The 22,557-nt window shown below is 38.9% G+C and carries 22 protein-coding genes and 1 pseudogene; all 23 read right to left on the bottom strand.

Features of this window, described 5'->3' with window-relative positions; translation table 11 throughout:
* Nucleotides 1-3: 3 nt before the first annotated feature.
* The 23 genes and pseudogenes from spoVS to FN924_RS08640 all read right to left on the bottom strand — a co-directional run bounded on the left by spoVS (nt 4) and on the right by FN924_RS08640 (nt 22,550).
* The gene (gene spoVS / locus FN924_RS08740) at nt 4-264 is read right to left on the bottom strand and encodes a stage V sporulation protein SpoVS (RefSeq protein WP_044157499.1); all 261 of its coding nucleotides are present in this window, start codon (nt 262-264) and stop codon (nt 4-6) included.
* 106 nt (nt 265-370) lie between these two features.
* On the bottom strand, nt 371-1,168 hold the full coding sequence (locus tag FN924_RS08735; RefSeq protein ID WP_143893645.1) for a TIGR00282 family metallophosphoesterase: 798 nt from the start codon (nt 1,166-1,168) through the stop codon (nt 371-373).
* Nucleotides 1,169-1,294: 126 nt separating this feature from the next.
* Entirely contained in the window at nt 1,295-2,851 is a 1,557-nt protein-coding gene (rny, locus tag FN924_RS08730; protein ID WP_143893643.1) for a ribonuclease Y, read from the bottom strand.
* Nucleotides 2,852-3,112: 261 nt separating this feature from the next.
* Nucleotides 3,113-4,159 carry a recombinase RecA gene (recA, locus tag FN924_RS08725; protein WP_143893641.1) on the bottom strand — a complete coding sequence of 349 codons (1,047 nt, stop codon included), beginning with the start codon at nt 4,157-4,159 and terminating at the stop codon, nt 3,113-3,115.
* A 174-nt stretch (nt 4,160-4,333) separates the two neighbouring features.
* The gene (locus FN924_RS19715; protein WP_323368646.1) at nt 4,334-4,585 is read right to left on the bottom strand and encodes a CinA family protein; all 252 of its coding nucleotides are present in this window, start codon (nt 4,583-4,585) and stop codon (nt 4,334-4,336) included.
* Complete coding sequence (locus tag FN924_RS08720; protein ID WP_323368645.1) at nt 4,518-5,576, bottom strand: competence/damage-inducible protein A; 1,059 nt, start codon at nt 5,574-5,576, stop codon at nt 4,518-4,520. The genes FN924_RS19715 and FN924_RS08720 overlap by 68 nt, the downstream gene beginning before the upstream one ends.
* Nucleotides 5,573-6,151, bottom strand: a complete 579-nt coding sequence (gene pgsA / locus FN924_RS08715) for a CDP-diacylglycerol--glycerol-3-phosphate 3-phosphatidyltransferase (RefSeq protein WP_143893639.1) — start codon at nt 6,149-6,151, stop codon at nt 5,573-5,575. The genes FN924_RS08720 and pgsA overlap by 4 nt, the downstream gene beginning before the upstream one ends.
* A gap of 68 nt (nt 6,152-6,219) precedes the next feature.
* Nucleotides 6,220-7,128 (bottom strand): RodZ domain-containing protein, encoded by a 909-nt coding sequence (locus FN924_RS08710; protein WP_143893637.1) that lies wholly within the window; start codon nt 7,126-7,128, stop codon nt 6,220-6,222.
* 17 nt (nt 7,129-7,145) lie between these two features.
* A complete protein-coding gene (locus FN924_RS08705; RefSeq protein WP_143893635.1) occupies nt 7,146-7,937 on the bottom strand; it encodes a DUF3388 domain-containing protein in 792 nt (263 codons plus the stop codon).
* A gap of 239 nt (nt 7,938-8,176) precedes the next feature.
* Entirely contained in the window at nt 8,177-8,437 is a 261-nt protein-coding gene (locus FN924_RS08700; RefSeq protein WP_143893633.1) for a DUF3243 domain-containing protein, read from the bottom strand.
* Nucleotides 8,438-8,542: 105 nt separating this feature from the next.
* Complete coding sequence (locus FN924_RS19710; RefSeq protein ID WP_323368654.1) at nt 8,543-8,809, bottom strand: SDR family oxidoreductase; 267 nt, start codon at nt 8,807-8,809, stop codon at nt 8,543-8,545.
* Between the two features lie 10 nt (nt 8,810-8,819).
* Complete coding sequence (locus FN924_RS19705; protein WP_323368644.1) at nt 8,820-9,245, bottom strand: SDR family NAD(P)-dependent oxidoreductase; 426 nt, start codon at nt 9,243-9,245, stop codon at nt 8,820-8,822.
* A gap of 4 nt (nt 9,246-9,249) precedes the next feature.
* The gene (yfmH, locus tag FN924_RS08690; RefSeq protein ID WP_143893631.1) at nt 9,250-10,539 is read right to left on the bottom strand and encodes an EF-P 5-aminopentanol modification-associated protein YfmH; all 1,290 of its coding nucleotides are present in this window, start codon (nt 10,537-10,539) and stop codon (nt 9,250-9,252) included.
* Nucleotides 10,532-11,821, bottom strand: coding sequence for an EF-P 5-aminopentanol modification-associated protein YfmF (yfmF, locus tag FN924_RS08685; RefSeq protein ID WP_143893629.1), 1,290 nt, complete (start codon nt 11,819-11,821; stop codon nt 10,532-10,534). Before yfmF ends, yfmH begins: the two co-directional genes overlap by 8 nt.
* A gap of 161 nt (nt 11,822-11,982) precedes the next feature.
* Nucleotides 11,983-12,945 carry an ABC transporter permease gene (locus FN924_RS08680; protein WP_143893627.1) on the bottom strand — a complete coding sequence of 321 codons (963 nt, stop codon included), beginning with the start codon at nt 12,943-12,945 and terminating at the stop codon, nt 11,983-11,985.
* Nucleotides 12,946-13,992 (bottom strand): ABC transporter permease, encoded by a 1,047-nt coding sequence (locus FN924_RS08675; RefSeq protein ID WP_143893625.1) that lies wholly within the window; start codon nt 13,990-13,992, stop codon nt 12,946-12,948. It abuts the gene before it with no gap.
* A complete protein-coding gene (locus tag FN924_RS08670) occupies nt 13,992-15,500 on the bottom strand; it encodes an ABC transporter ATP-binding protein (RefSeq protein WP_143897174.1) in 1,509 nt (502 codons plus the stop codon). The genes FN924_RS08675 and FN924_RS08670 overlap by 1 nt, the downstream gene beginning before the upstream one ends.
* Before the next feature lie 242 nt (nt 15,501-15,742).
* Nucleotides 15,743-16,861 carry a BMP family lipoprotein gene (locus FN924_RS08665; RefSeq protein ID WP_143893623.1) on the bottom strand — a complete coding sequence of 373 codons (1,119 nt, stop codon included), beginning with the start codon at nt 16,859-16,861 and terminating at the stop codon, nt 15,743-15,745.
* Nucleotides 16,862-16,966: 105 nt separating this feature from the next.
* Nucleotides 16,967-17,692, bottom strand: a complete 726-nt coding sequence (locus FN924_RS08660; protein WP_143893621.1) for a GntR family transcriptional regulator — start codon at nt 17,690-17,692, stop codon at nt 16,967-16,969.
* Between the two features lie 278 nt (nt 17,693-17,970).
* A pseudogene (locus tag FN924_RS08655) lies at nt 17,971-20,269 on the bottom strand (DNA translocase FtsK).
* Nucleotides 20,270-20,429: 160 nt separating this feature from the next.
* Nucleotides 20,430-20,636: a YlzJ-like family protein gene (locus tag FN924_RS08650; RefSeq protein WP_143893619.1), complete on the bottom strand. Its 207-nt coding sequence runs from the start codon at nt 20,634-20,636 to the stop codon at nt 20,430-20,432.
* Nucleotides 20,633-21,361, bottom strand: a complete 729-nt coding sequence (locus FN924_RS08645; protein ID WP_143893617.1) for a ClpP family protease — start codon at nt 21,359-21,361, stop codon at nt 20,633-20,635. The genes FN924_RS08650 and FN924_RS08645 overlap by 4 nt, the downstream gene beginning before the upstream one ends.
* 541 nt (nt 21,362-21,902) lie before the next feature.
* The gene (locus FN924_RS08640; RefSeq protein WP_143893615.1) at nt 21,903-22,550 is read right to left on the bottom strand and encodes a hypothetical protein; all 648 of its coding nucleotides are present in this window, start codon (nt 22,548-22,550) and stop codon (nt 21,903-21,905) included.
* Nucleotides 22,551-22,557 lie beyond the last annotated feature (7 nt).

Raw genomic sequence — 22,557 nt, 5'->3', positions numbered from 1 at the left:
TAGTCATCTAGGTTCGACAATCAACTTAATGGCTGTCCGTTCTTCATTATCAATCATAATATCTGTAAAAGCTGGGATACAAATTAGGTCAACTCCACTTGGGGCTACAAATCCTCTGGCAATGGCTACTGCTTTGACGGCCTGGTTTAAAGCACCAGCACCAATCGCTTGAATTTCCGCTGAACCGCGTTCTCTTAAAACGTTCGCAAGTGCTCCTGCTACTGAATTAGGATTAGATTTGGCTGAAACTTTTAATATTTCCATTCCTAGTACCTCCTTAGTTTACTAAACTTGTTCCACTTTTACTATATTCCTATAATTGATAGATATTCCTTTTTATTATGAATCAATTTGTCAAAAAATTCAAACATCAACCAAAAAAGGGATGATCATCGTTTATAAGGATACGTTGGATTTTTTTAGAGGTTGCAGAATTTGGATCCAAATCAATAATCACTGCGTTTAACTGATTGCGACCTTGCTTTTCTACTTCAAAACGAACGGGCAAGCTTGTTAGGAACTTCTTAATCACAGGATCTTTACTTGTACCTAGAATCCCGTCATAGGAACCAGTCATTCCAACATCTGTAATGTAGGCGGTACCTTTAGGCAGTATCCGCTCATCCGCAGTTTGGGTATGAGTGTGTGTACCAACAACTGCAGTCACTCGTCCATCTAAATACCAAGCTAACGCTTGTTTCTCACTGGTTGCTTCGGCGTGAAAATCGACAAAAATTAAATTCGTCCGTTTTTTCGCTTCCTCAATTAATTGATCGGCTTTCGTAAAGGGATCGTCAATTGGTGGTAAAAAAGTACGACCTTGTAGATTGATAATTGCTATCTCTGTTTGGTTGTATTTAAAAAACAATAACCCCTTACCAGGAGTTCCTTCAGGGAAGTTTGCTGGACGAATCATATAATCCGCATCATCTATAAATTCAAAGATTTCTTTTTTATCCCACGTATGATTTCCCATCGTAATCGCTTGAGCGCCCCACTCTAAAAACCGCTTATAAATATCCTCGGTTATTCCTTTACCGGAAGCGGCATTCTCTCCATTAAGGATTGTAAGTTGTGGTTGAAACTTTTGTTTTAATTTTGGCAAATATTCCTGTACCATATTTCTTCCTGGTGAACCAACTACATCACCTATAAAAAGTAAACGCATAATTACCTACCGTCCTATCTAAACTGCTATTGTCCATATTAGTGTCACACACAGACGTTTAAAAGTCAAAATGTAGCGTTTATGTATGTTTTTTTCAAAAATAAAACGACCTTAGGCAAGGTCGTTTTATTTCGCGTATTCAACTGATCTTGTTTCTCGAATGACGGTTACTTTAATATGTCCAGGATAATCCAATTCACTCTCAATTCGTTTTCGAATATCTCGCGCGATTCTTGTTGCTTCCAAGTCATCGATTTCATCCGGTTTCACCATAATACGGATTTCACGACCAGCTTGAATTGCAAAGGACTTTTCAACTCCTGCATAAGACTCAGAAATTTCCTCAAGCTTTTCAAGACGCTTGATATAGTTTTCTAAAGTCTCACTACGTGCACCCGGTCTTGCTGCAGATAATGCATCAGCTGCGGCAACCAAAACTGCAATGACAGATGTCGGTTCTTCATCACCATGGTGAGAAGCAATCGCATTGATAACCGTCTGGTTTTCCTTGTATTTCGTCGCAAGTTCCTTCCCGATTTCAACATGACTTCCTTCTACTTCATGGTCAATCGCTTTTCCGATATCATGCAATAGTCCCGCACGACGTGCGAGTGTTTCATCCTCACCTAGTTCAGCTGCAAGCAATCCGGACAAGTACGCAACTTCCATGGAGTGTTTCAACACATTTTGACCGTAGCTTGTACGATATTTTAGTCTTCCTAGGATCTTAATAAGGTCTGGATGTAAACCATGAACACCAACTTCAAACGTTGTTTGTTCTCCTACTTCACGGATATACTCATCCACTTCTCGCCTTGACTTGTCAACCATTTCTTCAATTCGAGCAGGGTGAATACGTCCATCCTGTACGAGCTTCTCTAATGCTATACGAGCTGTTTCCCTACGAATAGGGTCAAATCCCGATAGAATTACAGCTTCTGGAGTATCGTCTATAATAAGGTCAATTCCAGTTAATGTTTCCAACGTACGAATGTTTCGGCCTTCTCGTCCAATAATACGACCTTTCATTTCATCATTCGGAAGGTTAACGACTGAAACCGTTGTTTCTGCAACATGATCAGCAGCACAACGTTGAAGAGCTAGGGAAAGAATTTCTTTCGCTTTCTTGTCCGCTTCTTCTTTCGCTCGATTTTCTGCCTCTTTAATCATGATTGCAGCTTCATGAGATACTTCTTTCTCCACTCGTTCCAAAATGACTTGTTTCGCTTGGTCAGATGTGTAGCCGGAAATGCGTTCAAGTTCAGCTTGCTGCTCACCCAACAAGGCTTCCACTTTGCTTTCCATTTCTTCAATTTGTTGTTGTTTTTCCGTTAGAGAGCTTTCCTTTTTCTCTAACATAAGCTCCCGCTTATCCAGCGTTTCACCTTTACGATCCAGGTTTTCTTCTTTTTGCATCAAACGGCTTTCCTGTTTTTGAAGCTCAGATCTTCTTTCTCTCAGCTCATGGTCAGCCTGCTGACGAAGCCTATGGTTTTCATCTTTGGCTTCAAGAAGTGCTTCCTTTTTGGCTACTTCGGCATTACGGTGCCCCTCTTCTACAATCTGCTTCGCCAAATCTTCAGCACTTTTAATTTTCTGTTCTGCAATTGACTTTCGAATCAGATAACCAACAACAATACCGACGATTAGGGCAAGCAAAATGGAGATGATTGTAGTCACCATAATTTCACCTCCTCTTGCTATAAACTTGTACAAACATTATTAGTCGGCATGTACAGTAAAATAACTTTTAAAGATAATCATTTTTTAACAAAATTGTATAATAAAAATGATAATTATACATATTAATTTTAATCTTGACGAAAACTAATGTCAAGGAACTGTCAAAGAAAGTAAGACAAACCTATAAAACTATTGACATCATACTATCTATGATTATACGCGAAAAAAGTCGAGCGGACGATTCCGCTCGACTTTTTTATCTTATTCTAATTCTAAAGCCTCTTGTCCTTCTTGTGATTCTTCTCCCGCTTCAGGTGCTAACGTATCCATATCATAATGGTTACGGATAGCGTTGTAAATTTCCAACGAAACATCTTCGTTCTCTTTTAAAAATTGCTTCGCATTTTCTCTACCTTGTCCAAGTCGTTCCTCATTATAAGAGTACCAAGCACCACTCTTTAATACGATGTCCAAATCCGAACCGATATCGAGAAGCTCTCCCTCTCTAGAGATTCCTTCTCCATACATAATGTCTACTTCTGCTGTACGGAAAGGAGGGGCAACTTTGTTTTTCACAACTTTAATTTTTGTTTTGTTTCCGACCATGTCATTTCCTTGCTTCAAGGTTTCCGCACGACGTACTTCCAATCGAACAGAGGAGTAGAATTTAAGCGCACGTCCACCAGGTGTTGTTTCTGGATTACCGAACATTACTCCGACCTTTTCACGAATTTGGTTAATAAAGATAGCCGTAGTTTTGGATTTGTTGATTGCACCAGACAGTTTACGTAAAGCTTGAGACATAAGACGAGCTTGAAGACCTACGTGAGAATCTCCCATCTCTCCTTCAATCTCTGCTTTTGGTACAAGTGCAGCAACCGAGTCAATAACAATCATATCAACTGCACCACTTCGTACTAACGCTTCGGCAATTTCAAGTGCTTGCTCTCCTGTATCTGGTTGAGATAATAGTAATTCGTCTACATTTACACCTAATTTTCTAGCATAAACGGGATCTAGTGCATGCTCTGCATCAATAAATGCAGCTTGGCCACCTTGACGTTGAGCTTCCGCAATCGCATGTAAAGAAACAGTTGTTTTACCAGAAGATTCAGGACCATAAATTTCAATAACCCTTCCTCTTGGATATCCTCCAACTCCTAGTGCAACATCTAAAGCTAATGATCCACTTGGAACCGTTGCGATTTTTTGCTCTGCTTGTTCCCCTAGTTTCATAATAGAACCTTTACCGAACTGTTTTTCTATTTGTTTTAACGCCATATCTAAGGCTTGTTTACGATCGCTCAACTTATTTCCTCCTTCAATTAATCTATCTCCATCATAACTTGTTTTTTGAGATTTAACAAGCAAAAAAGCGAATAAATGTTCCCTTTTTTTATGAGTAGGTAATTTGAGAAATGATAGAACACTAGAATGATTATTTAAAAACATTTCCATCTAGCTTTCCATTTTGCATTTTTATTACTTTAGCAAATGGAAAAGAAGTTCAAACCCTTTTTTCACGGTTCTATTTCGAATAGCAGATCGGCTACCCGTGAAGTGAAAGGTTTTTGTTATAGAGGGACCAGCGGCTTGTTGAATTCCAATCACGACCGTCCCAACCGGCTTCCCTTCCACACTATCTGGCCCTGCAATACCAGTGAAACTAATCCCTATATCGGCACCAGTTAACGCACGAACATTTTCCGCCATTTCTTTTGCAGTTTTGTTCACTGACGGTTCCGCTGCTAGTTAATGTTTTTTCTGATACTTGTAATAGCCCGCTTTTCACAGAGGTTTCGTAGCTCACAATCCCACCTTTAAACACAGAGGATGCTCCTTCGACTGCTACGACAGAGCTAGAAAATAGTCCCCCAGTTAGACTTTCAGCAGCAGCCAATGTCAACCCACGGGAAACGAATAGCTCTTTCACAGCTTGCTCAATACTCTGATTATCGAATCCATAAAGAAACGTACCCACTTTGTCCTTGATTAAGGATTCTGTAGACTGAATCAGGGCAGCAGCCTCTTCTTCCGTGTTTGCCTGGGCAGTTATTCTCAAGCCAACCTCACCTTCTGAAGCTAGTGGTGCAATTGTAGGATTGGTTTGGTTTTGTATAATCTGATATAAATCATGCTCCAATTGCGATTCTCCAATCCCAATAAACCGAAGCATTTTAGAACGAATAATCGATGTCAATGGAAAGTGTTGCTCTATATATGGAAAAGCTTGCTCCATGCAAATCGCTTTCATTTCACGCGGAACACCGGGCATAAAAATCCATATCGTGTCTTGAAAGTCCACCGCAATTCCAGGTGCCATTCCAGCACTATTGGCAAAAACAGTACTTCCTTCAAACACCCTTGCTTGCTTGCGATTATTAGGTGTCATCTCACGGTTTGCCTTTTCATAGAAAGCTTCAATTTTTCTCATGGTGTCGTTATCTTCAACTAGCCCGATTCCAGAAAGAGCTTGGAATGCTTCTCTTGTCAAATCATCATCTGTTGGTCCAAGTCCACCTGTCACCATCACAATATCCGCACGTTGACCTGCCAATTCAAACGTTTCTCTCACACGCTCTAAATTGTCACCAACAACGGCATGATGATAGACGTGGACACCACGGTTTGCTAGTTGCTCCGATAACCATTGAGCATTGGTATTGGAGATTTGTCCTAGAAGAAGTTCTGTACCAACCGCAATAATCTCAGCTTTCACACTCATTTAGAATCCCTCATCACATGCCAGTTTTTCACAAAGTAGTCAACGCCAGATACAACCGTAATGACTAAAGCCGCATATAAAGCAATCGTACCAAATGGGATAGTTGTATAAGAGAACGGGAAATTATGCAATAAAAGCACGGAAATCGCAATAATTTGAATCCATGTTTTCAATTTTCCCATTTGTCCAGCAGCTAAAATAGTACCTTCCCCGGCTGCAATTTGTCGAAGTCCAGTTACTGCAAACTCTCTACTTATGATAATGATCACAATCCAAGCTGAAGCTTGGCCCATCTCAACTAATAAGATTAATGCGGCAGATACTAACAGCTTATCAGCAAGTGGATCTAAGAACTTTCCTAAATTCGTAACTAAATTATGTTTACGAGCATAGTAGCCATCTATCCAATCGGTTGTCGAAGCAATAATAAAGATAAATGCTGCAACAAAGTCGGCCACTGGTAATACTTCATTCCCAATATCAATCGTTCCCCAATCAAAAGGGACACTTAATATAATAATAAAAATAGGAATCATAAAAATTCTTGATAATGTAATTCTGTTAGGGATATTCATGTTTTTTTCCTCCTGTCATGTACGAAACGCAACCCTTTCCAACCATTGGAAAGGGTTGCCACTACCTATTATTCTGTTGCACTTGCATTTAGATTGATCCATACTTGATGAATTTGTCCATTTTCAACTGTTTCTGGTAGCTGTAAATCCACCCCATTGACCGTTATTTTCAAGTCTCTAGGATTTCCAAAACGAAGGTGTACTCGTTCTTCTCCTGTCAGATCTATTTCTTGGGGAGCTTGAGCTGCAGCGAACATACCGTTGTAGAAGCTTTTCCCTTTATCATTTTCAATTTCCAACCAATGCTCATTATCCGTATTTAAAACGAGTTGAACAGAATCCTCCGCATTTACTAAGTCATAGGTTGTAACCCCCTCGGCACCATCGGTGGTCTCCTCCACTAGCTTTAATTCTGGTTCATTTGTTGGTTCTTCCGGTTGTTCCTCTGTATCATCGGCAGTTGTATCTCCGCTTCCAGTATCCTCTGTAGTATCCTCTGGTTTCTCTTCAGACGTGGAACCCGAATCTCCCACCAATACTTCATCTGGTCCACCAGTTTTTACTTGTTCTTCGCTCTTGCCGTCATCATTTGTAGATATAAAATACCAGACTAAAAAGAAAATGCCGACAATAAGTAATACTACAATTAATGTAGGTAAAAACGAAAAAATCGCTGGGCTTTTCGTAGAGGTAGTTTCATTTCTACTACGAACTCTAGAATATTGGACTGAACTTTCATTAGAGGCCTTTGGTAATTCAGAGGCGTGTTCTTCCATAAAAAGATCGGCATCTAATCCAACAGCTGTTGCGTACTCTTTTACAAAAGCCCGAACGTAGAAACTACCCGGCATTGCACTAAAATTCCCTTTTTCAATGGCTTGAAGATAACGTGTTTGAATTTTAGTTACTTTCTGGACATCTTCTAAAGATAAATTTCTTGCTTCTCTTGCTTCTTTTAACTTCGCTCCTAATTCCATATTTAACACCGTCCATCTTAAAAATCAAACATTGAAAATCCGTCTTGTTTTTCCATAACTGGTTTCTCAATAGGATCATATTTAATTTCTTCATCTTCCTCATTTCTCAATTCGATAATGTAATCAAAATCATCTAATTTATACTCGGTTTGTTGCACAAAAATGTCTGGATGTTCTACTACTTTCGTTGCTGGCAACCTCATGATTTCACGAACAAGCTCCCAATGTCTTTCACTCGCTCTACGCGTAGAAACAATCCCATCAATAATGTATAAATTATCGTCACTATATTCATCTTCAATAAGCTGATTTCGAATCGTCTGCTTTAACAAGGTGCTAGACACAAATAGCCAACGTTTATTTGCACATACACTGGATGCAACGATGGATTCTGTTTTCCCAACTCTGGGCATTCCTCTAATACCAATTAGTTTGTGCCCATCCTTCTTAAATAATTCAGCCATAAAGTCAACAAGTAAGCCTAATTCACTTCGTACAAAACGAAACGTCTTCTTATCATCTACGTCACTATGTATGTATCTACCATGTCGAACTGCTAATCGATCTCGTAGCTTTGGTTTACGTAATTTTATCACATTGATTGTATCCATTGTATCTAAAATTGATTTTAATCGAATAATTTGTTCATCTTTTCGTGATAGAAGTAGCATACCTCTTCGAGAGTTTTCAACGCCATTAATGGTGATGATATTGATGGATAGCATCCCAAGTAACGATGAAATGTCCCCAAGTAACCCTGGTCTATTATATTGGATTTCATATTCAAGATACCATTCGGTTTTCTCCACAATAGAAAACTCCTTCATCTTTCCATTTGAACACTCTGGAAAATTTTATGCTACCTTTTTATCATAAATGATTATGGCCTAGAAGAAAAGGACATAATTCGCATTTTTCAACAAAATCTGGAATAGATTTTTAAACCCATGAGTATATGGTTCGTTCCTACATTAAAATAAGGACGCTTGTTTAATCAAGTAAAAATTAATAAGAAAAGCCCTTGCTCAAACAAGGGCTTTCTCGGTGTTTATCTTCCGGTTCCGTCGTTTTGAACCATTTTCACCATAATATTAGCAATGGCATGCTGTTCATCTTTAGAAGCAGCATTCCATAGATCTCGAAGAACAGCTTCTTGGTCGTTTTTAGCATCTACTTGATTAGCAAGATAGCCACCGATTTCATAAGCAATCTCAGAGATCGTGTTTTGATTCATACCTTGACCTTCTGCTTGGTGTAAACGGTCACCAAGAAAGTCCTTCCAAGATTCAAAGTTGTCTAGTACAGACATTTTGACTCCTCCTTGTAGTTGAACGTTCATGCATAGGATGTGATAGATTCGAAATCCTTATACATGAAGGAGGCTTCTTTTTCATTTCTGTTTACCAGGCACCGGTCACTCGAATAATTTCACCTTGAATATATAGCTAGAACGACGATCAAGCAAAAAAGCAGCGACATGGGCGACATCCTCTGGAGTACCCGGACGATTTATTGGTATTTCATTAATTATTTGGGCTCGTTCTTCTTCGGATAAATGACGGTTCATCTTCGTGTCGATAAAACCTGGACTTATGCCATTTACCGAAATACCAGACATCGCAACTTCTTTTGCTAAAGCCTTAACAAAGCTATTTTGGGCTCCTTTAACAGTAGAATACATCACTTCAAAACTAGCTCCAACTTCGCCCCCATATGGAAGAAATCATGATGATATGTCCAGATTTACGTTGTACCATTTCTGGAAGAAGACGCTTCGTAATTCTCCAGGGTGCTTTAATATGAAGGTTAAGCATCTGGTCCATTTCTTCTAATGAGCTGTTCTGAAACATGCCAAAATGGCTCATTCCGCTCGCAAAAATAACGGAATCAACAGCCAAGTCTATTTGATTTACCAGGCTGTTCATTCCTTCTTCTTCTTGTAAATTGGCATGTAATACCTTTAATACAGACTCGTTAGGTAAAGTGGCGATTAATTGCTCCACCTTTTCCTTACCTTGATGGTAATGTAGGAGTAACCGGTGTCCCTCTTCGGCTAGCCTTAAAGAAATGGCAGCTCCAATATCACCACTTGCACCTACAATTAATACGTTCCCCATTTCCTTACTCCTTTGTTGGAACTACTTGGCAAACGGCAATCCGTTCCTCCGAAATCCATTTGTTTAAAAACGCATTGGCTTCTTCCACAGTTAGCGCTTCGATTTTAGGTAACACATTAAAGAAATCAATTCCCAATAAGTGATAGTGAATAAACTGATTGGACGTGAACTCTAATGAATTCATCGCTCTAAAGAAATGACCAATCTGCTTTCGCTTCATAATGTTAAATTCTTTTTCTGTTAGTGGTTTGTCCTTCATAGCTAAGAGCATTTCTTTTAGTTTATCCCCTAGTAGATCTGGCTTCTTCGTATTACCACCAATAATGCTAAATCCAAAATTCTTTTCTAAATTCGTCTCAAATTGAAAGCTATTATCAATCAAATCCAGATCATAAAGCTCTTGGTAATATGCTCCGCTCTTTGAAAAATAATGATCTAAAAGCATTTCGCTCAATAAATCTGCTGTCAAAAATTCATCGGCATCCTTATAGTTCATTTTTTCCTTCAAACCAACCAAACATTTAGATACAGAAACAGGCATTTCAATTACTTGTTTCTCTTTTGCTACAGTATTTGGCTCCTCTGGAAAACTGCGTTGAACAGGAGCCTGATCCGTAAAGCTTTTCTCCGCTTGATTATCCTTTATGAAGGCCATCATCGATTCTGGTTCAAAGTTTCCAGCAACGAAAAATGTCATGTTTGAAGGGTGGTAAAACGTTTCATAACAAGTATATAAGTCCTCCTTGGTAATGTTCGATATGGAATCAATCGTTCCGGCAATATCTATTTGCACTGGATGATGGTGATATAGACTTTGAATCGTTCCAAAAAAAGAACGCCAATCTGGTTGATCATCATACATCGTGATTTCTTGCCCAATAATCCCTTTTTCTTTTTCAACCGACTTTTCAGAGAAATATGGTTCCTGTACGAAATTTAAAAGCGTCTCTACATTTTTTTCTATGTTACTAGTCGCAGAAAACAAATAAGCAGTTTTCGTAAAAGATGTATATGCGTTTGCTGATGCACCCTGTTTCGTAAAATCCTGAAAGACATCACGGTCTTCTTTTTCAAACAATTTATGCTCTAAGAAATGGGCAATACCGTCAGGCACCGTTATCATCTCTTCTTTTCCTAGAGGTACAAAGGTTTGATCGATTGATCCATAATTCGTAGAAAAGATACCGTATGTTTTGGCCATTTCCGGCTTCGGAAGTAGAAAGACTTGTAAGCCGTTCGCTAATTTCTCGGAATAAATCGTTTCTTTTATTTGGTCATAGGTTGTTTTATGCATTTGCATTTCCCCCTTTACTCGTAAGAAAATACACGGTATCCAACTCCACTTTGTTGGCAACACGCACGACATCTTCCTTCGAAACGTTCTTTACTTTATTTAATAATTCTTCCGGTTTTAAGTCTGAAGCCGCAATGACTTGGTGGTATAACACTTCAATTAACCCAACTGGATGGTCCATCGTTTCAAGGAACTGATTTACGACAAGGTTTTTCACCTCTTCCACTTGCTCTTCGGTGAAATCACCACTCTTCATCGCTTCCATTTGTTCAATCATAATATCCTTTGCTTTTTGATAATCTGCTGGATTAATCCCACTAAACACTAGTAATAATCCTTTATGACTCTCTACTCTGGATGCTGCATAGTATGCTAAACTGTTCTTTTCTCTTACGTTAATAAACAATTTCGAGCTAGGAAATCCACCAAAAATACCATTAAACACTTGTAACGCTGCATAATCTTCATCATTATACGTTATATTTGTTCGGTATCCTAAATGAAGCTTTCCTTGCTGTACATCTTCTTTATCTACAATTTCTTGTACTTGATCTATTTGTTTCTGAGCAAGTCTGTTTTGTTTTAATGGGCTTTGTGATGTATCTCTAACAAAATATTTCGTTACGGTATCCTCTACTTGCTTGTTTGAAAAGTCCCCGAGCAAATAAATATCCATTTGATCTTCTTGAAGCAATTGTTGATAAAAGTGATATAGAGAGCTTTCGTTTAATTGTTCCAAATCCTCTTGATATCCATGAACATGTAGGTGATATGGTTCCTCTTTACACATTTCGTCCATTAAACGCATATTTGCATAACTCATTTTGTCGTCTTTTATCGCATCCATTTTTTGCTTTAATGTTACTTTTTCTCTACTCACAATTTTAGCGTCAAATGCTTGGCCATCCGCTTTAGGCTTAAAGATAATCTCACTAAGTAATTGAACTGCTTGATCTAGTAGGGATGTTTCGTTTGTTAAATAAGCTTCGTTCGCTACTTCCAGCCGGAAAGTAAGAATGTGCTGCTCCCCTTTCTTAGAACCATCAATACTTAACACAGCACCATATAAAGCATCTAAGGCTTGGCGAAGGCTTCTAGCATTTGGATATTTTTCTGTTCCTTGTTGTAGCACATAAGGAAGAATGGCTCGATTCGTGATTGTCTCCCTTTCAAGTGGCGCTTTAAATTTAACAACAAGATTCACGGTTTTATATTTTGTACTCTGTATGACATGTAAATTATAACCGTTCACATTTGTTGTTGTTTCTTGCACTTCTTGCATTTAAAATCCTCCCTTAAGTTGCATATAGTTCTTAGTATTAAAAATATAAATAAAACTATCCTATGTAGATGAAGATGGAATTGGTAACATTTTCACTTATTGTCATTCTAACGAAAAAAGGACCCGGTAACAAATACCGAGTCCCCCACAACTAAATTATTCTAACGACTACCTTTTACATATGGCTGTCCATTCGCTTTAGGTGCTTCCGCACGACCAATAAATCCTGCTAAAGCTAAGATGGTTAAAACGTATGGTGCGATTGTTAAATAAACGGCTGGCACATTTTCTAATAATGGAATACCGGAACCAACAACGCTTAAACTTTGGGCGAATCCAAAGAATAATGCTGCCCCCATTGCGCCAAGTGGATGCCACTTCCCAAAGATAACAGCAGCCAAGGACATAAACCCTTGTCCAACAATAGTTGCTTGTGAGAAGTTGTATGCGATTGTTAAGGCAAACACCGCTCCACCTAGTCCGCCAAGTGCACCAGAGATCATAACGGCAATGTAACGCATACGATTTACATTAATCCCATTTGTATCTGCTGCCATTGGGTGTTCACCTACAGACCGAAGACGTAATCCGAATGGTGTTTTATAAAGAATAAACCATGCTAAAAAGGCAAAAGCGATTGCTACATAAGATGTTACAAAAATTCCATCAAAAAAGAGTGGACCTAGAATCGGTATATCCGATAGAACTGGAATATCCGTTGAATAAAATGGTTTGTCTACCATGTCTGTTTGACCTTTTCCATACCATTGCTTCGTTAAGAAAACCCCTAATCCTAATGCTAAGAAGTTAATAGCTACCCCGCTTACGACTTGATCGGCACGGAAGGATACAGCTGCAACTGCATGAATAAGAGAGAAAATAGCTCCAACAACCATTGCAACAAGTATAGAAATCCAAGGTGTCACACTTCCTAACGTATCCTCAAACGTAAGATTAAACACAATTCCTGAAAATGCTCCAATAACCATTAACCCTTCTAAACCGATGTTAACGACACCGGATCGTTCACTAAATACGCCACCTAATGCTGTAAAAATAAGAGGGGCAGAATAAAACAATGCAATTGGTACGATGGATTGTAACGCGTCAAAAAATGCTGCCATTTATTTCCCCTCCTTTTTTAACTTAAGTATAGCCCAACGAATGATATAGCTTGAAGCCACGAAGAAGATAATTAATGCAATAACAATCTCCACTAGCTCAGACGGAACTTCGGCTGCTGTTGGCATGTTCAAGGAACCAATCTTCAGAACCCCAAACAAGAATGCTGCGATAATAACACCAAACGCATTATTACCACCTAGCAGGGCAACAGCGATTCCATCAAATCCGAGGTTTGTGAACGCAGAGTGTGTTGGCATGTAACCGAATGTTCCAAGTCCTTCCATCGCACCTGCTAATCCCGCAACACCTCCGGAAATGACCATTGCTAAAATAATATTTCCTCCAACATTCATCCCCGCATATTCGGATGCATGCTTGTTAAATCCGACAGAACGAAGCTCGTAGCCTCGTGTTGTTTTTTCTAATAGAAACCAAACAAAGAAAGCCGCTAAAAGAGCAACAATAATACCAAAGTGCATTCTTGAATAGCCAGTCATCTCCATTAACCAATTGGAAGCAAGGGATGCCGATTCTTTAATCGGTTCCGTGCTATCTCCACTATCCGTTAATACCTCACGTATCATAGCATTAGATATGTGTAACGCAATATAGTTCATCATTATGGTAATAATGACTTCGTGAACCCCTAATTTGGCTTTTAATATTCCAGGTACAAATCCCCAAATTGCACCAGCAAGTGCTGCCGCAATTAATGCAAGCGGTAGATGGATAATCATCGGGGCGTCAAACGCTGCACCTACCCATACCGCAGCAAGCCATCCTACAATAACTTGGCCTTCTGCCCCAATATTAAAGAGTCCGGTACGAAAGGCAAAAGCAATTGATAAACCAGTTAAAATATAAGGCGTAACTTGACGGATTGTTTCTCCAAAAAAGTAACTGCTACCAAAAGCACCATTCCAGAGCGCAATGTACCCTTGAATAGGGTTGTAGCCAAATACGAGCATAATGATTGCACCAGCAAGTAATCCAAGTAATACGGACACAACTGGAACGACTATATTAAATGTTTTGTTCGAAAACATTAGTTGCCACCTTCTTTCACTTGCCTGCTCCCAGCCATTAACAAACCAAGCTCTTGTTCATTCGTCTCTTCCGGCTTCACGTTTGCTACAATTTGACCATCAAACATGACTGCAATCTTGTCGCTAACATTCATAATCTCATCTAATTCAAAAGAAATTAACAAGACTGCTTTTCCTTTGTCTCGTTCCTCAATTAACTTTTTATGGATAAATTCAATAGCACCTACATCTAAACCTCTAGTTGGTTGTGCCGCAATTAATAAATCTGGTGAACGGTCCACTTCTCTTGCAATAATTGCTTTTTGTTGATTTCCTCCAGATAGCGCACGTGCTTGAGTGTATTCACTTGGTGTACGCACATCATACTCATCAATCAATTTTTTGGCATGATCGTAAATTTTACCGAATGAAAGAACCCCATTTTTGGCAAATGGTTTTTGATAATACGTTTGGAGAACCATGTTTTCTCCAATCGGAAAATCTAGGACAAGTCCAAACTTATGTCGGTCTTGCGGGATGTGGGCAACACCAGATTCTGTGACTTTTCTCGGTGGTAAGTTGGTGATTTCTTTGCCATTTAAGGAGACAGTTCCTTTATCTATTTTAGTCAAGCCGGTTATCGCTTCAATAAGTTCGGATTGCCCATTTCCATCTACCCCAGCTATTCCTACTATTTCTCCTGCCTTTACTTCCAAGTTAAGTCCTTTTACCATATCCACAGTACGTGCATCCTTCACCCAAAGGTTTTCAATTTTCAAGACAGCTTCCTTTGGATTTGCCGGTACTTTTTCTGTTTTAAAACTAACTTCTCTTCCTACCATGAGAGACGCCAATTCATTCGCATCCGTCTCAGAAACATTAACCGTTCCGATACCTTGCCCTTTGCGGATAACCGTACAACGATCACAGGACTCAAGAATCTCCTTAAGCTTATGTGTAATCAAGATAATGGAAATCCCTTGCTTCACTAAGGACTTCATAATTTCCATTAACTCCTTAATTTCTTGTGGAGTTAATACAGCGGTAGGCTCATCTAAAATAAGTACTTCTGCACCACGGTATAAGGTTTTCAGGATTTCCACACGTTGCTGCATTCCAACAGAAATATCACGAATAAGTGCAGATGGATCTACTTTCAATCCATAACGTTCCGAAAGCTCCGCTACTTCTTGCTCTGCTTTCTTCATGTCAATCCTACCCATTTTTTTCGGTTCACTGCCTAAAATAATATTTTGTGTAACAGTAAACGTATCCACAAGCATAAAGTGCTGGTGTACCATTCCGATTCCTAAATCGTTTGCAACGTTAGGATCGGTAATGTTAACTTTTTCCCCACGAACTCTTATTTCTCCCTTTTCCGGCTGATAAAGTCCAAATAATACGTTCATGAGCGTTGATTTCCCTGCGCCATTCTCTCCTAGCAAAGCATGTATTTCTCCATGCTTAAGTTGGATGGTTATATTGTCATTGGCCACAATACCAGGAAATTCTTTGCGGATGTTCAACATCTCGATCACATAGTTTTCCAAAGCTTCCACTCCTATCTAATCCCATGTCTTTTAAGAGTTAATCCATTTTTCGAGCATAAAAAAAGAAAAATATAATTGCATTATGCTTTTCCATGGCGATCCCTTTACCTTTGTGAGCAGACCAAAAAAATCACCAAATGAAAAGGCCGGAACTAACTCTTCATTTGCAGATTTTTAATTTGATGGAAAAAGGCTAGATGACTCTAGCCTTTTCCTAATCATTAAAGTGAATCAAGATATGTTTTTAATTCGTCTTCTGTAGCTGGAACTTCTACATCCCCATCAAGGATTTTTTGTTTCCATTCATCTACAGCTGTTGCGATCTCTTCAGTGAAAGCTTCTTCATTGGTTCTTGCTACTCCAACACCATCTTCTTGGATACCGTATTCCACAACTTCTCCACCTGGGAATTCGCCGTCCTTTGCCTTTTGAGCAACGTCTTGTACAGCAACGTCTACACGTTTAAGCATAGAAGTAAGTGTTACGTTTTGATCACCGATTTGTCCTTCTTCGTATTGGTCACGGTCAACACCGATTACCCAAACTTCTGCATCAGGATCGTTGTTTTTGATATCTTTTGCCTCAGCAAATACACCATTACCAGTTGCTCCAGAAGCATGATAAATTACATCTACACCTTTGTCATACATGTTGGAAGCAATTGCTTTCCCTTTTGTAGCATCTGCGAAAGATTCTGCATATTGAACTTGAACTTCAATATCAGGATTTACAGATTGAACACCTGCACGGAATCCAACTTCAAATTTTTTGATAAGGTCACTTTCTTCTCCACCAACAAAACCAATTTTGTTAGACTTTGTTTTCATAGCTGCAGCTACACCTGCAAGGAAAGAACCTTGGTGTTCTTTAAACGTAATACTTGCAACGTTATCTCCTTCAACTACGGAGTCTACGATTGCAAAGTTCGTGTCCGGATTTTGTTTTGCTACATCACCCAATGCTTCAGCAAGTTTGTATCCAATACCATAGATAAGGCTATAATCTTGTTGCACTAAACGGTTAAGGTTTGGAAGATAGTCCGCATCTTGAGAAGATTGTGCGTAATCAAATCCAGCACCTTTTTCTAATCCGTTCTTTTCACCAAAAGCCTTTATACCTTCCCAAGCAGATTGGTTAAATGATTTATCATCTACCCCACCTACGTCTGTAACCATTGCTACACTAAAATCGGAGCTAGCTTCTTCTGTGCCTTCTCCTCCGTTATCTTTTCCTTCATTACCAGTTGATTCTTCTTTATCGTCAGAAGAACCACAAGCTGCTAAGAATAATCCAACAGCTAGCAACATCGCTAAAACTAATAGAAAACGATTCTTTTTCAAAACTAACTACCCCCATAATATTATTTAATACTAGTTTGTAATTACTTAAAGAATTTCATACGACTGTTATGTATTAACCACCTCCTAAAAAGGAACTTTTTATTCTTAAGGTCTTTTTCTTAAGACATAAAAACTAAACACATCGGACCTAAAATAGTTGGATGAGTATAATACTGGTTCATCATCTTCTGTATAATGCATTTGCTTCAGAAGAAGCAACGATTGATCCGGCTCACAATTTAGTACAGGTGAAATAATTTCGTGGTAGCCTACTGGTTCTATGTACGTTACTGCATAGCTTATTTCTTTATTGCTATAGTCTTCTAGAATTTGAAAGATAGAATCCTGATTATGAACTTGTTCGAGCGGAATTAAAGACTCGTCCACTTTATCAATACAGTAGACAACTGGCTGTCCATCCGCCGTTCGAACTCTTTCAATTTTTGCAAGCGAGTTAATCTGTTTTGGAGAGAATCTATCTTTATCATCCTCAGTAGGAGTAACTACTTCTGTGGACAAATATTGAGAACCTGGTTTCCGGCCAGATTGAACAATCATATCTGTTACACTATTTAATTGCTCAATTCCCGAGGAGAAGATTGGCTTAGAGTTCACAAATGTTCCAACGCCATGTCGACGTGTAACGATATTGTCCTCCTCCAATAAACGTAATGCTTCACGTAACGTTGCTCTAGAGACACCAAGTTTTTTGGAGAGTTCAAATTCAGAAGGAAGCTTCTCCTTTTCCTTATATACTCCTACTTCAATGTCTTTCTTCATTTGATCAATGACCTGTAAATACAAATGGCGAGTATCTGCTTTTATTGACATGTGCTCCTCCTACATTTGTCCCAGAGAACTGACCTCTGACGTATGACTGATTGTCCGAAATAAATATAACACTTTTACTGTCATAAATAAATAGAAAATAGCGAAAAATATTCGAATAGTTCTATGACTTTTCGTCCAACGTGTCACACTATTTTATTTTTTAACGTTTCAACAGCGTAACGAATAGAGAGCGTTTTCAACAAAAACTGCGGGAAACGCAACTTAAAAAAGCCCAAACTATTTTGCAAATAGTTTGGGCTTTTTATATGGTTGCAAGTTTAAGATGATTTCTCTTCTGATATATCTGATACAAGCACTGTTCGAGGTTTACTTCCTTCATAAGGTCCTACTATTCCACGGTCTTCCATCGCGTCGATCAAACGGGCCGCCCTAGTATAGCCGATTCGGAATCTTCGTTGTAGCATTGACACACTTGCACTTTGCATTTCGATAATCATTTGTACCGCATCTTCAAACAATTCGTCTTCCACTTCTTGTTGTACGTCGTTTGTTTCTTCTGGAATCATATCTTCCTGGTATTGTGCCTTTTGTTGTTCTACACAATGATTCACAATGCGCTCTACTTCTTCATCGGATAGAAAAGCACCTTGAATTCTAGTAGGCTTGGAAGATCCAACAGGGATAAATAGCATGTCTCCTCTTCCTAGTAGTTTTTCAGCTCCACCGGAATCTAAGATTGTTCTAGAATCTGTGGCTGAGGACACACTAAACGCAATACGGGATGGTATGTTTGCTTTAATGACACCAGTAATAACATCTACAGATGGTCGTTGTGTAGCAATAATTAAATGTATTCCTGCTGCACGTGCCATTTGTGCCAATCTAGTTATTGCATCCTCCACATCTCCAGATGCTACCATCATGAGGTCAGCTAGCTCGTCGACAAGAACAACAATGTACGGAAGCTGTGGTTGGGTTTCCCCTTCTTGCTGATTATGTTTTTTAATGTACTCGTTATACCCTTCAATATTTCTAGTTCCTGTATCAGAAAATAGTTCATAACGTCGCTCCATTTCTGATACTACCTTTTTTAATGCACGAGAGGCTTTTTTAGCATCTGTCACCACTGGTGCTAAAAGATGAGGAATACCGTTATACACATTCAACTCTACTTTTTTCGGATCAATCATCATCATTTTCACTTCGTGTGGTTTGGCGCGCATCAAAATACTCGTAATAATGCCATTGATACAAACACTCTTCCCACTTCCTGTTGCACCGGCAACAAGTAGGTGCGGCATTTTATTTAATTCCGCCATAACTGCTTCCCCAGAAATGTCACGCCCTAATACGAAGGAAAGCTTGGATCCCTGATAAGTATGCTTAGTTTCTAATACTTCACGCATAGAAACGGTTGCCACTTCTTGGTTTGGAACTTCAATCCCTACCGCAGATTTCCCAGGGATTGGTGCTTCAATTCGAATGTCCTTCGCTGCAAGCGCTAACGCTAAGTCATCATGCAGATTTACAATTTTGCTTACTTTAACCCCAACATCTGGATACACTTCATACTTTGTAACTGCCGGTCCAACATGGACTTTGGTTACTTTTGCCTTTACACCGAAGCTTTGAAAAGTCCGCTCTAGCTTCTTCACAATGGCTTGAATTTGTGATCTTTCTTGATGCTGTGTGTTATGAACTGGTTCCGATAGCAAATCCATGGATGGCAGCTTGTAATCTAAATTTTCGGTTTCTGCCATTGGAAGGGACGTGCTAATCTCATCGGCTTCTTCTGTGTTTTCTTCTTTCTTCGTCTTTTTCTTTGTTCGCTTTGTTATGTCCGCAGAATAAGCAATATCCGGATAATCAGGCTCTGATGAATCCACAGTAAAGGTTTCAACAGGTATTTCCTCCGAATTCGGAGATTCCGTTTCTTCTTCCACCGCAGCCTTTTCTACCTTTTCTTTTTTCGCTTGTTGCTTCGCAGCCCTTTTTTGTATCATAGATTCTTTCATCTTCCTGACAACTTCCTTAATACCAATCCAACGCTTCACTAAGAACTCGCCGATAGAAAAGTCCGTCATAAAGAGTCCCCCAATAAAGATAGAGAACACAGAGACAATTTTCGCGCCTGCTGATGAAAATAAATAATAGCTAAACGCAAATAATAGTGCGCCTGATATTCCCCCACCTAGGTTTGTGGAATGAACTTCTCCATCAAGAAATGCCGCATATTGTGTCCAAGTCGTCTTAACAATAGAAGGTTCAACAGATTCTAGTAAAAGAGCTTCAAAAGTTTGAATATGCGTTAACAGTAATAGTCCTAAAAATATAAAATAAAACCCTGCGAGTTTTTTATGTAAGAAAAATGGAGATTTTCGCTTAATCATGAAATATAACCCGACCCACGTTAAAAATAAGGACGCTACAAAGTACCATATACCAAATAAAAAGCGAAAAAATATTTTCCAAACCTGCCGGAATAAGTCCTGAACTAATCGTACTTGCTCCACTTCCGAAAATAGCAAGAAACACAAATAAGATTCCAAGCAACTCAAACTTTACTTGTTGTTTTATTTGGGGTTGTTTCTTTCTACTTTTTCTTCTTTTTGCCATTTGTGTCACCCCTAAGCCTTTGACCTTGCTCTTTATTTCCTGCCATAATGATAAACCCTTGCCATTTTCTCTGACAAGGGTTATAGCTTTAAACTTCGAATGGTATTCGAGTCTATTATATCATATTTTTGTGATAGGAACGCCTTTTATCTAAAAAGGATTAACGTAAGATAGAGCCAGGTTGAAACGTTTGTAAAAGGAAATCATTAGGGTCAGTCGATAAAAGCTGTATGACTTCATAGCTTCCATCTTCACGTCGTTTCGCACAAACATTTTTTCCTTGTACTTGAATGACCTCTTGTCCTAAAAAGGACTTTTGATCCTCTGGGAAAATGTCTTCATGGCTTAATGGTGTGTATAAAATCATTGAACCAAGTCCTCTCCTTCTTGAGTGGCTTCAATCATTTCATTTAATTTAGCCATGGCCTCTTTCACTCCACCAATTTGGTCAATGAGACCATACTCCACCGCATCAGTACCAACAACATTTGTTCCAATATCTCTTGTTAGATTCCCTTTCTCAAACATGAGTTCTTTAAACTTCTGCTCCGAAATATTAGAGTGATTCATCACAAATTGGATAACTCGCTCCTGCATTTTATCTAAGTATTCAAAGGTTTGCGGCACACCTATTACAAGCCCCGTTAATCGAATCGGGTGAATAGTCATGGTTGCCGTAGGCGCAATGTACGAATAATCAGTGGAAACGGCGATTGGCACGCCAATAGAATGGCCTCCACCTAATACAATCGATACGGTTGGTTTCGAAATGGAAGCAATCATTTCAGATAAAGCTAATCCAGCTTCAACATCCCCACCTACTGTATTCAAGATTACTAATAAACCTTCAATTTTAGGGTTTTGTTCAATTGCAATAATTTGTGGAATTAAGTGCTCATACTTTGTTGTCTTATTTTGCGGTGGCAACTGAACATGCCCTTCGATTTGTCCAATGATAGACAACACATGAATATTTGATTCTGGGGCCTGTGCTACATTAGACTGACCCAGCTGTTGAATTTTTTGAACGAGTGATGATGCTTGTGGAGAATCCTGATTCTGTTCTTCCGGATTTTGTTTATCTTTCTCCATCCTTAGCACGCTCCTTTCCTGAACTTACTTGTTAGTATGAACAAGCCATTCCGGTTACATACAAAGGATAGCTAGAAGATTATCGATTCATGAAAGTAAAGGCGTCAGGACTTGGATCTATTAATGGTACCGTATCTTTTCCCTTTTTATTTTGATTGCTTTACCAAACTAGCTACTACTCCTACCTTTGCTTGTTATACTTGAAGCACACGCCAAACTCCCAGCCTTCATGTGGTGTAGCTTCTTTTTATTTTCTAGCAAAGGTACCTTTTAAAACAGGTACGCTTCTACACATCTTCGTATCATGATTATCTAACTTGTTTTCATTTACGCCACCAGCCACTCCATAGTTCGTATCATGTGGAAGTATTAAGAAGTGAGGAAAAACGTCTTCCTGTTCCTGTTATGAGTAAAGATATCTGGAAAAGAGTGCTGGCATAACACAGGAATGCAACTAAAGAATAAATCCTCATATACTAATAAAGTAGTCCATTACAAATTTAATCCGTTTCAATCACGCCACTCTTTTCCACTATATAGGTTAATTTGAGTCAGGCATTTGCTTGTTTACTTCTATATTTAAAAGTAAGACGGTTTCCGACTCTTCAATCATCTTTTGCTTATCTTCTTGGTTATTCCAATCCCTAATACTAGCTGCGTTTTTCAGAGTCCTTTGAGCAGCTAAAACCTTTGTTTCTCCTTCTTCAAGATAAATCTCTTCCTCTCCAATTGCATAATTAGCTATATATCCTCCAGCTGTTAACTCCATTGGGATAGGAATCTCTATAGGTTTCATCTTTATATTTGGTGCATAAAGGACTAATTGTTGATCTCCATCTTCCCCTTTTATTACTCCCACTCCCATATGCCCTTCTTCATATTGGTTAGGGCTCATACCGTAGGACAGTGCTGAGACAGGGTTAGACTCATATTCTTTGCCATTTTGATAGGCATCTATCCATATCTTTACCCAGGTTTTGTCCGCATGAGGCAAGGTTAAATGAAAATCTTGGGCCATCCCTATGCCTAAATCTTGGAACGTTCGGCTATAATTAGAATTTAGGTTCGCTTCAACCGTTGCAAGAGAATCTGATGAGCTTTTGAACCCGCCTATTGAGATTATACCAATGGTAATAACCGTAACTATACAAATAATAATAGATAGCCAGAAAAGTCTTCGTTCTTTCACAAAATCC

Source organism: Radiobacillus deserti (genome assembly GCF_007301515.1).
Classification (GTDB): Bacteria; Bacillota; Bacilli; order Bacillales; family Amphibacillaceae; genus Radiobacillus; species Radiobacillus deserti.
Note: the sequence above shows the minus strand (reverse complement) of the source record. Positions and strands in the feature narration are given on the sequence as shown.

Excerpts from the sequence above, each read along its gene's own strand:
- spoVS (WP_044157499.1), bottom strand. The coding sequence starts at position 264 with ATGGAAATATTAAAAGTTTCAGCCAAATCTAATCCTAATTCAGTAGCA.
- FN924_RS08735 (WP_143893645.1), bottom strand. The coding sequence starts at position 1,168 with ATGCGTTTACTTTTTATAGGTGATGTAGTTGGTTCACCAGGAAGAAAT.
- rny (WP_143893643.1), bottom strand. The coding sequence starts at position 2,851 with ATGGTGACTACAATCATCTCCATTTTGCTTGCCCTAATCGTCGGTATT.
- FN924_RS08720 (WP_323368645.1), bottom strand. The coding sequence starts at position 5,576 with ATGAGTGTGAAAGCTGAGATTATTGCGGTTGGTACAGAACTTCTTCTA.
- pgsA (WP_143893639.1), bottom strand. The coding sequence starts at position 6,151 with ATGAATATCCCTAACAGAATTACATTATCAAGAATTTTTATGATTCCT.
- FN924_RS08710 (WP_143893637.1), bottom strand. The coding sequence starts at position 7,128 with ATGGAATTAGGAGCGAAGTTAAAAGAAGCAAGAGAAGCAAGAAATTTA.
- FN924_RS08700 (WP_143893633.1), bottom strand. The coding sequence starts at position 8,437 with ATGTCTGTACTAGACAACTTTGAATCTTGGAAGGACTTTCTTGGTGAC.
- FN924_RS19710 (WP_323368654.1), bottom strand. The coding sequence starts at position 8,809 with ATGTATTCTACTGTTAAAGGAGCCCAAAATAGCTTTGTTAAGGCTTTA.
- FN924_RS19705 (WP_323368644.1), bottom strand. The coding sequence starts at position 9,245 with ATGGGGAACGTATTAATTGTAGGTGCAAGTGGTGATATTGGAGCTGCC.
- yfmH (WP_143893631.1), bottom strand. The coding sequence starts at position 10,539 with ATGCATAAAACAACCTATGACCAAATAAAAGAAACGATTTATTCCGAG.
- yfmF (WP_143893629.1), bottom strand. The coding sequence starts at position 11,821 with ATGCAAGAAGTGCAAGAAACAACAACAAATGTGAACGGTTATAATTTA.
- FN924_RS08680 (WP_143893627.1), bottom strand. The coding sequence starts at position 12,945 with ATGGCAGCATTTTTTGACGCGTTACAATCCATCGTACCAATTGCATTG.
- FN924_RS08675 (WP_143893625.1), bottom strand. The coding sequence starts at position 13,992 with ATGTTTTCGAACAAAACATTTAATATAGTCGTTCCAGTTGTGTCCGTA.
- FN924_RS08670 (WP_143897174.1), bottom strand. The coding sequence starts at position 15,500 with ATGTTGAACATCCGCAAAGAATTTCCTGGTATTGTGGCCAATGACAAT.
- FN924_RS08660 (WP_143893621.1), bottom strand. The coding sequence starts at position 17,692 with ATGTCAATAAAAGCAGATACTCGCCATTTGTATTTACAGGTCATTGAT.
- FN924_RS08650 (WP_143893619.1), bottom strand. The coding sequence starts at position 20,636 with ATGATTTTATACACACCATTAAGCCATGAAGACATTTTCCCAGAGGAT.
- FN924_RS08645 (WP_143893617.1), bottom strand. The coding sequence starts at position 21,361 with ATGGAGAAAGATAAACAAAATCCGGAAGAACAGAATCAGGATTCTCCA.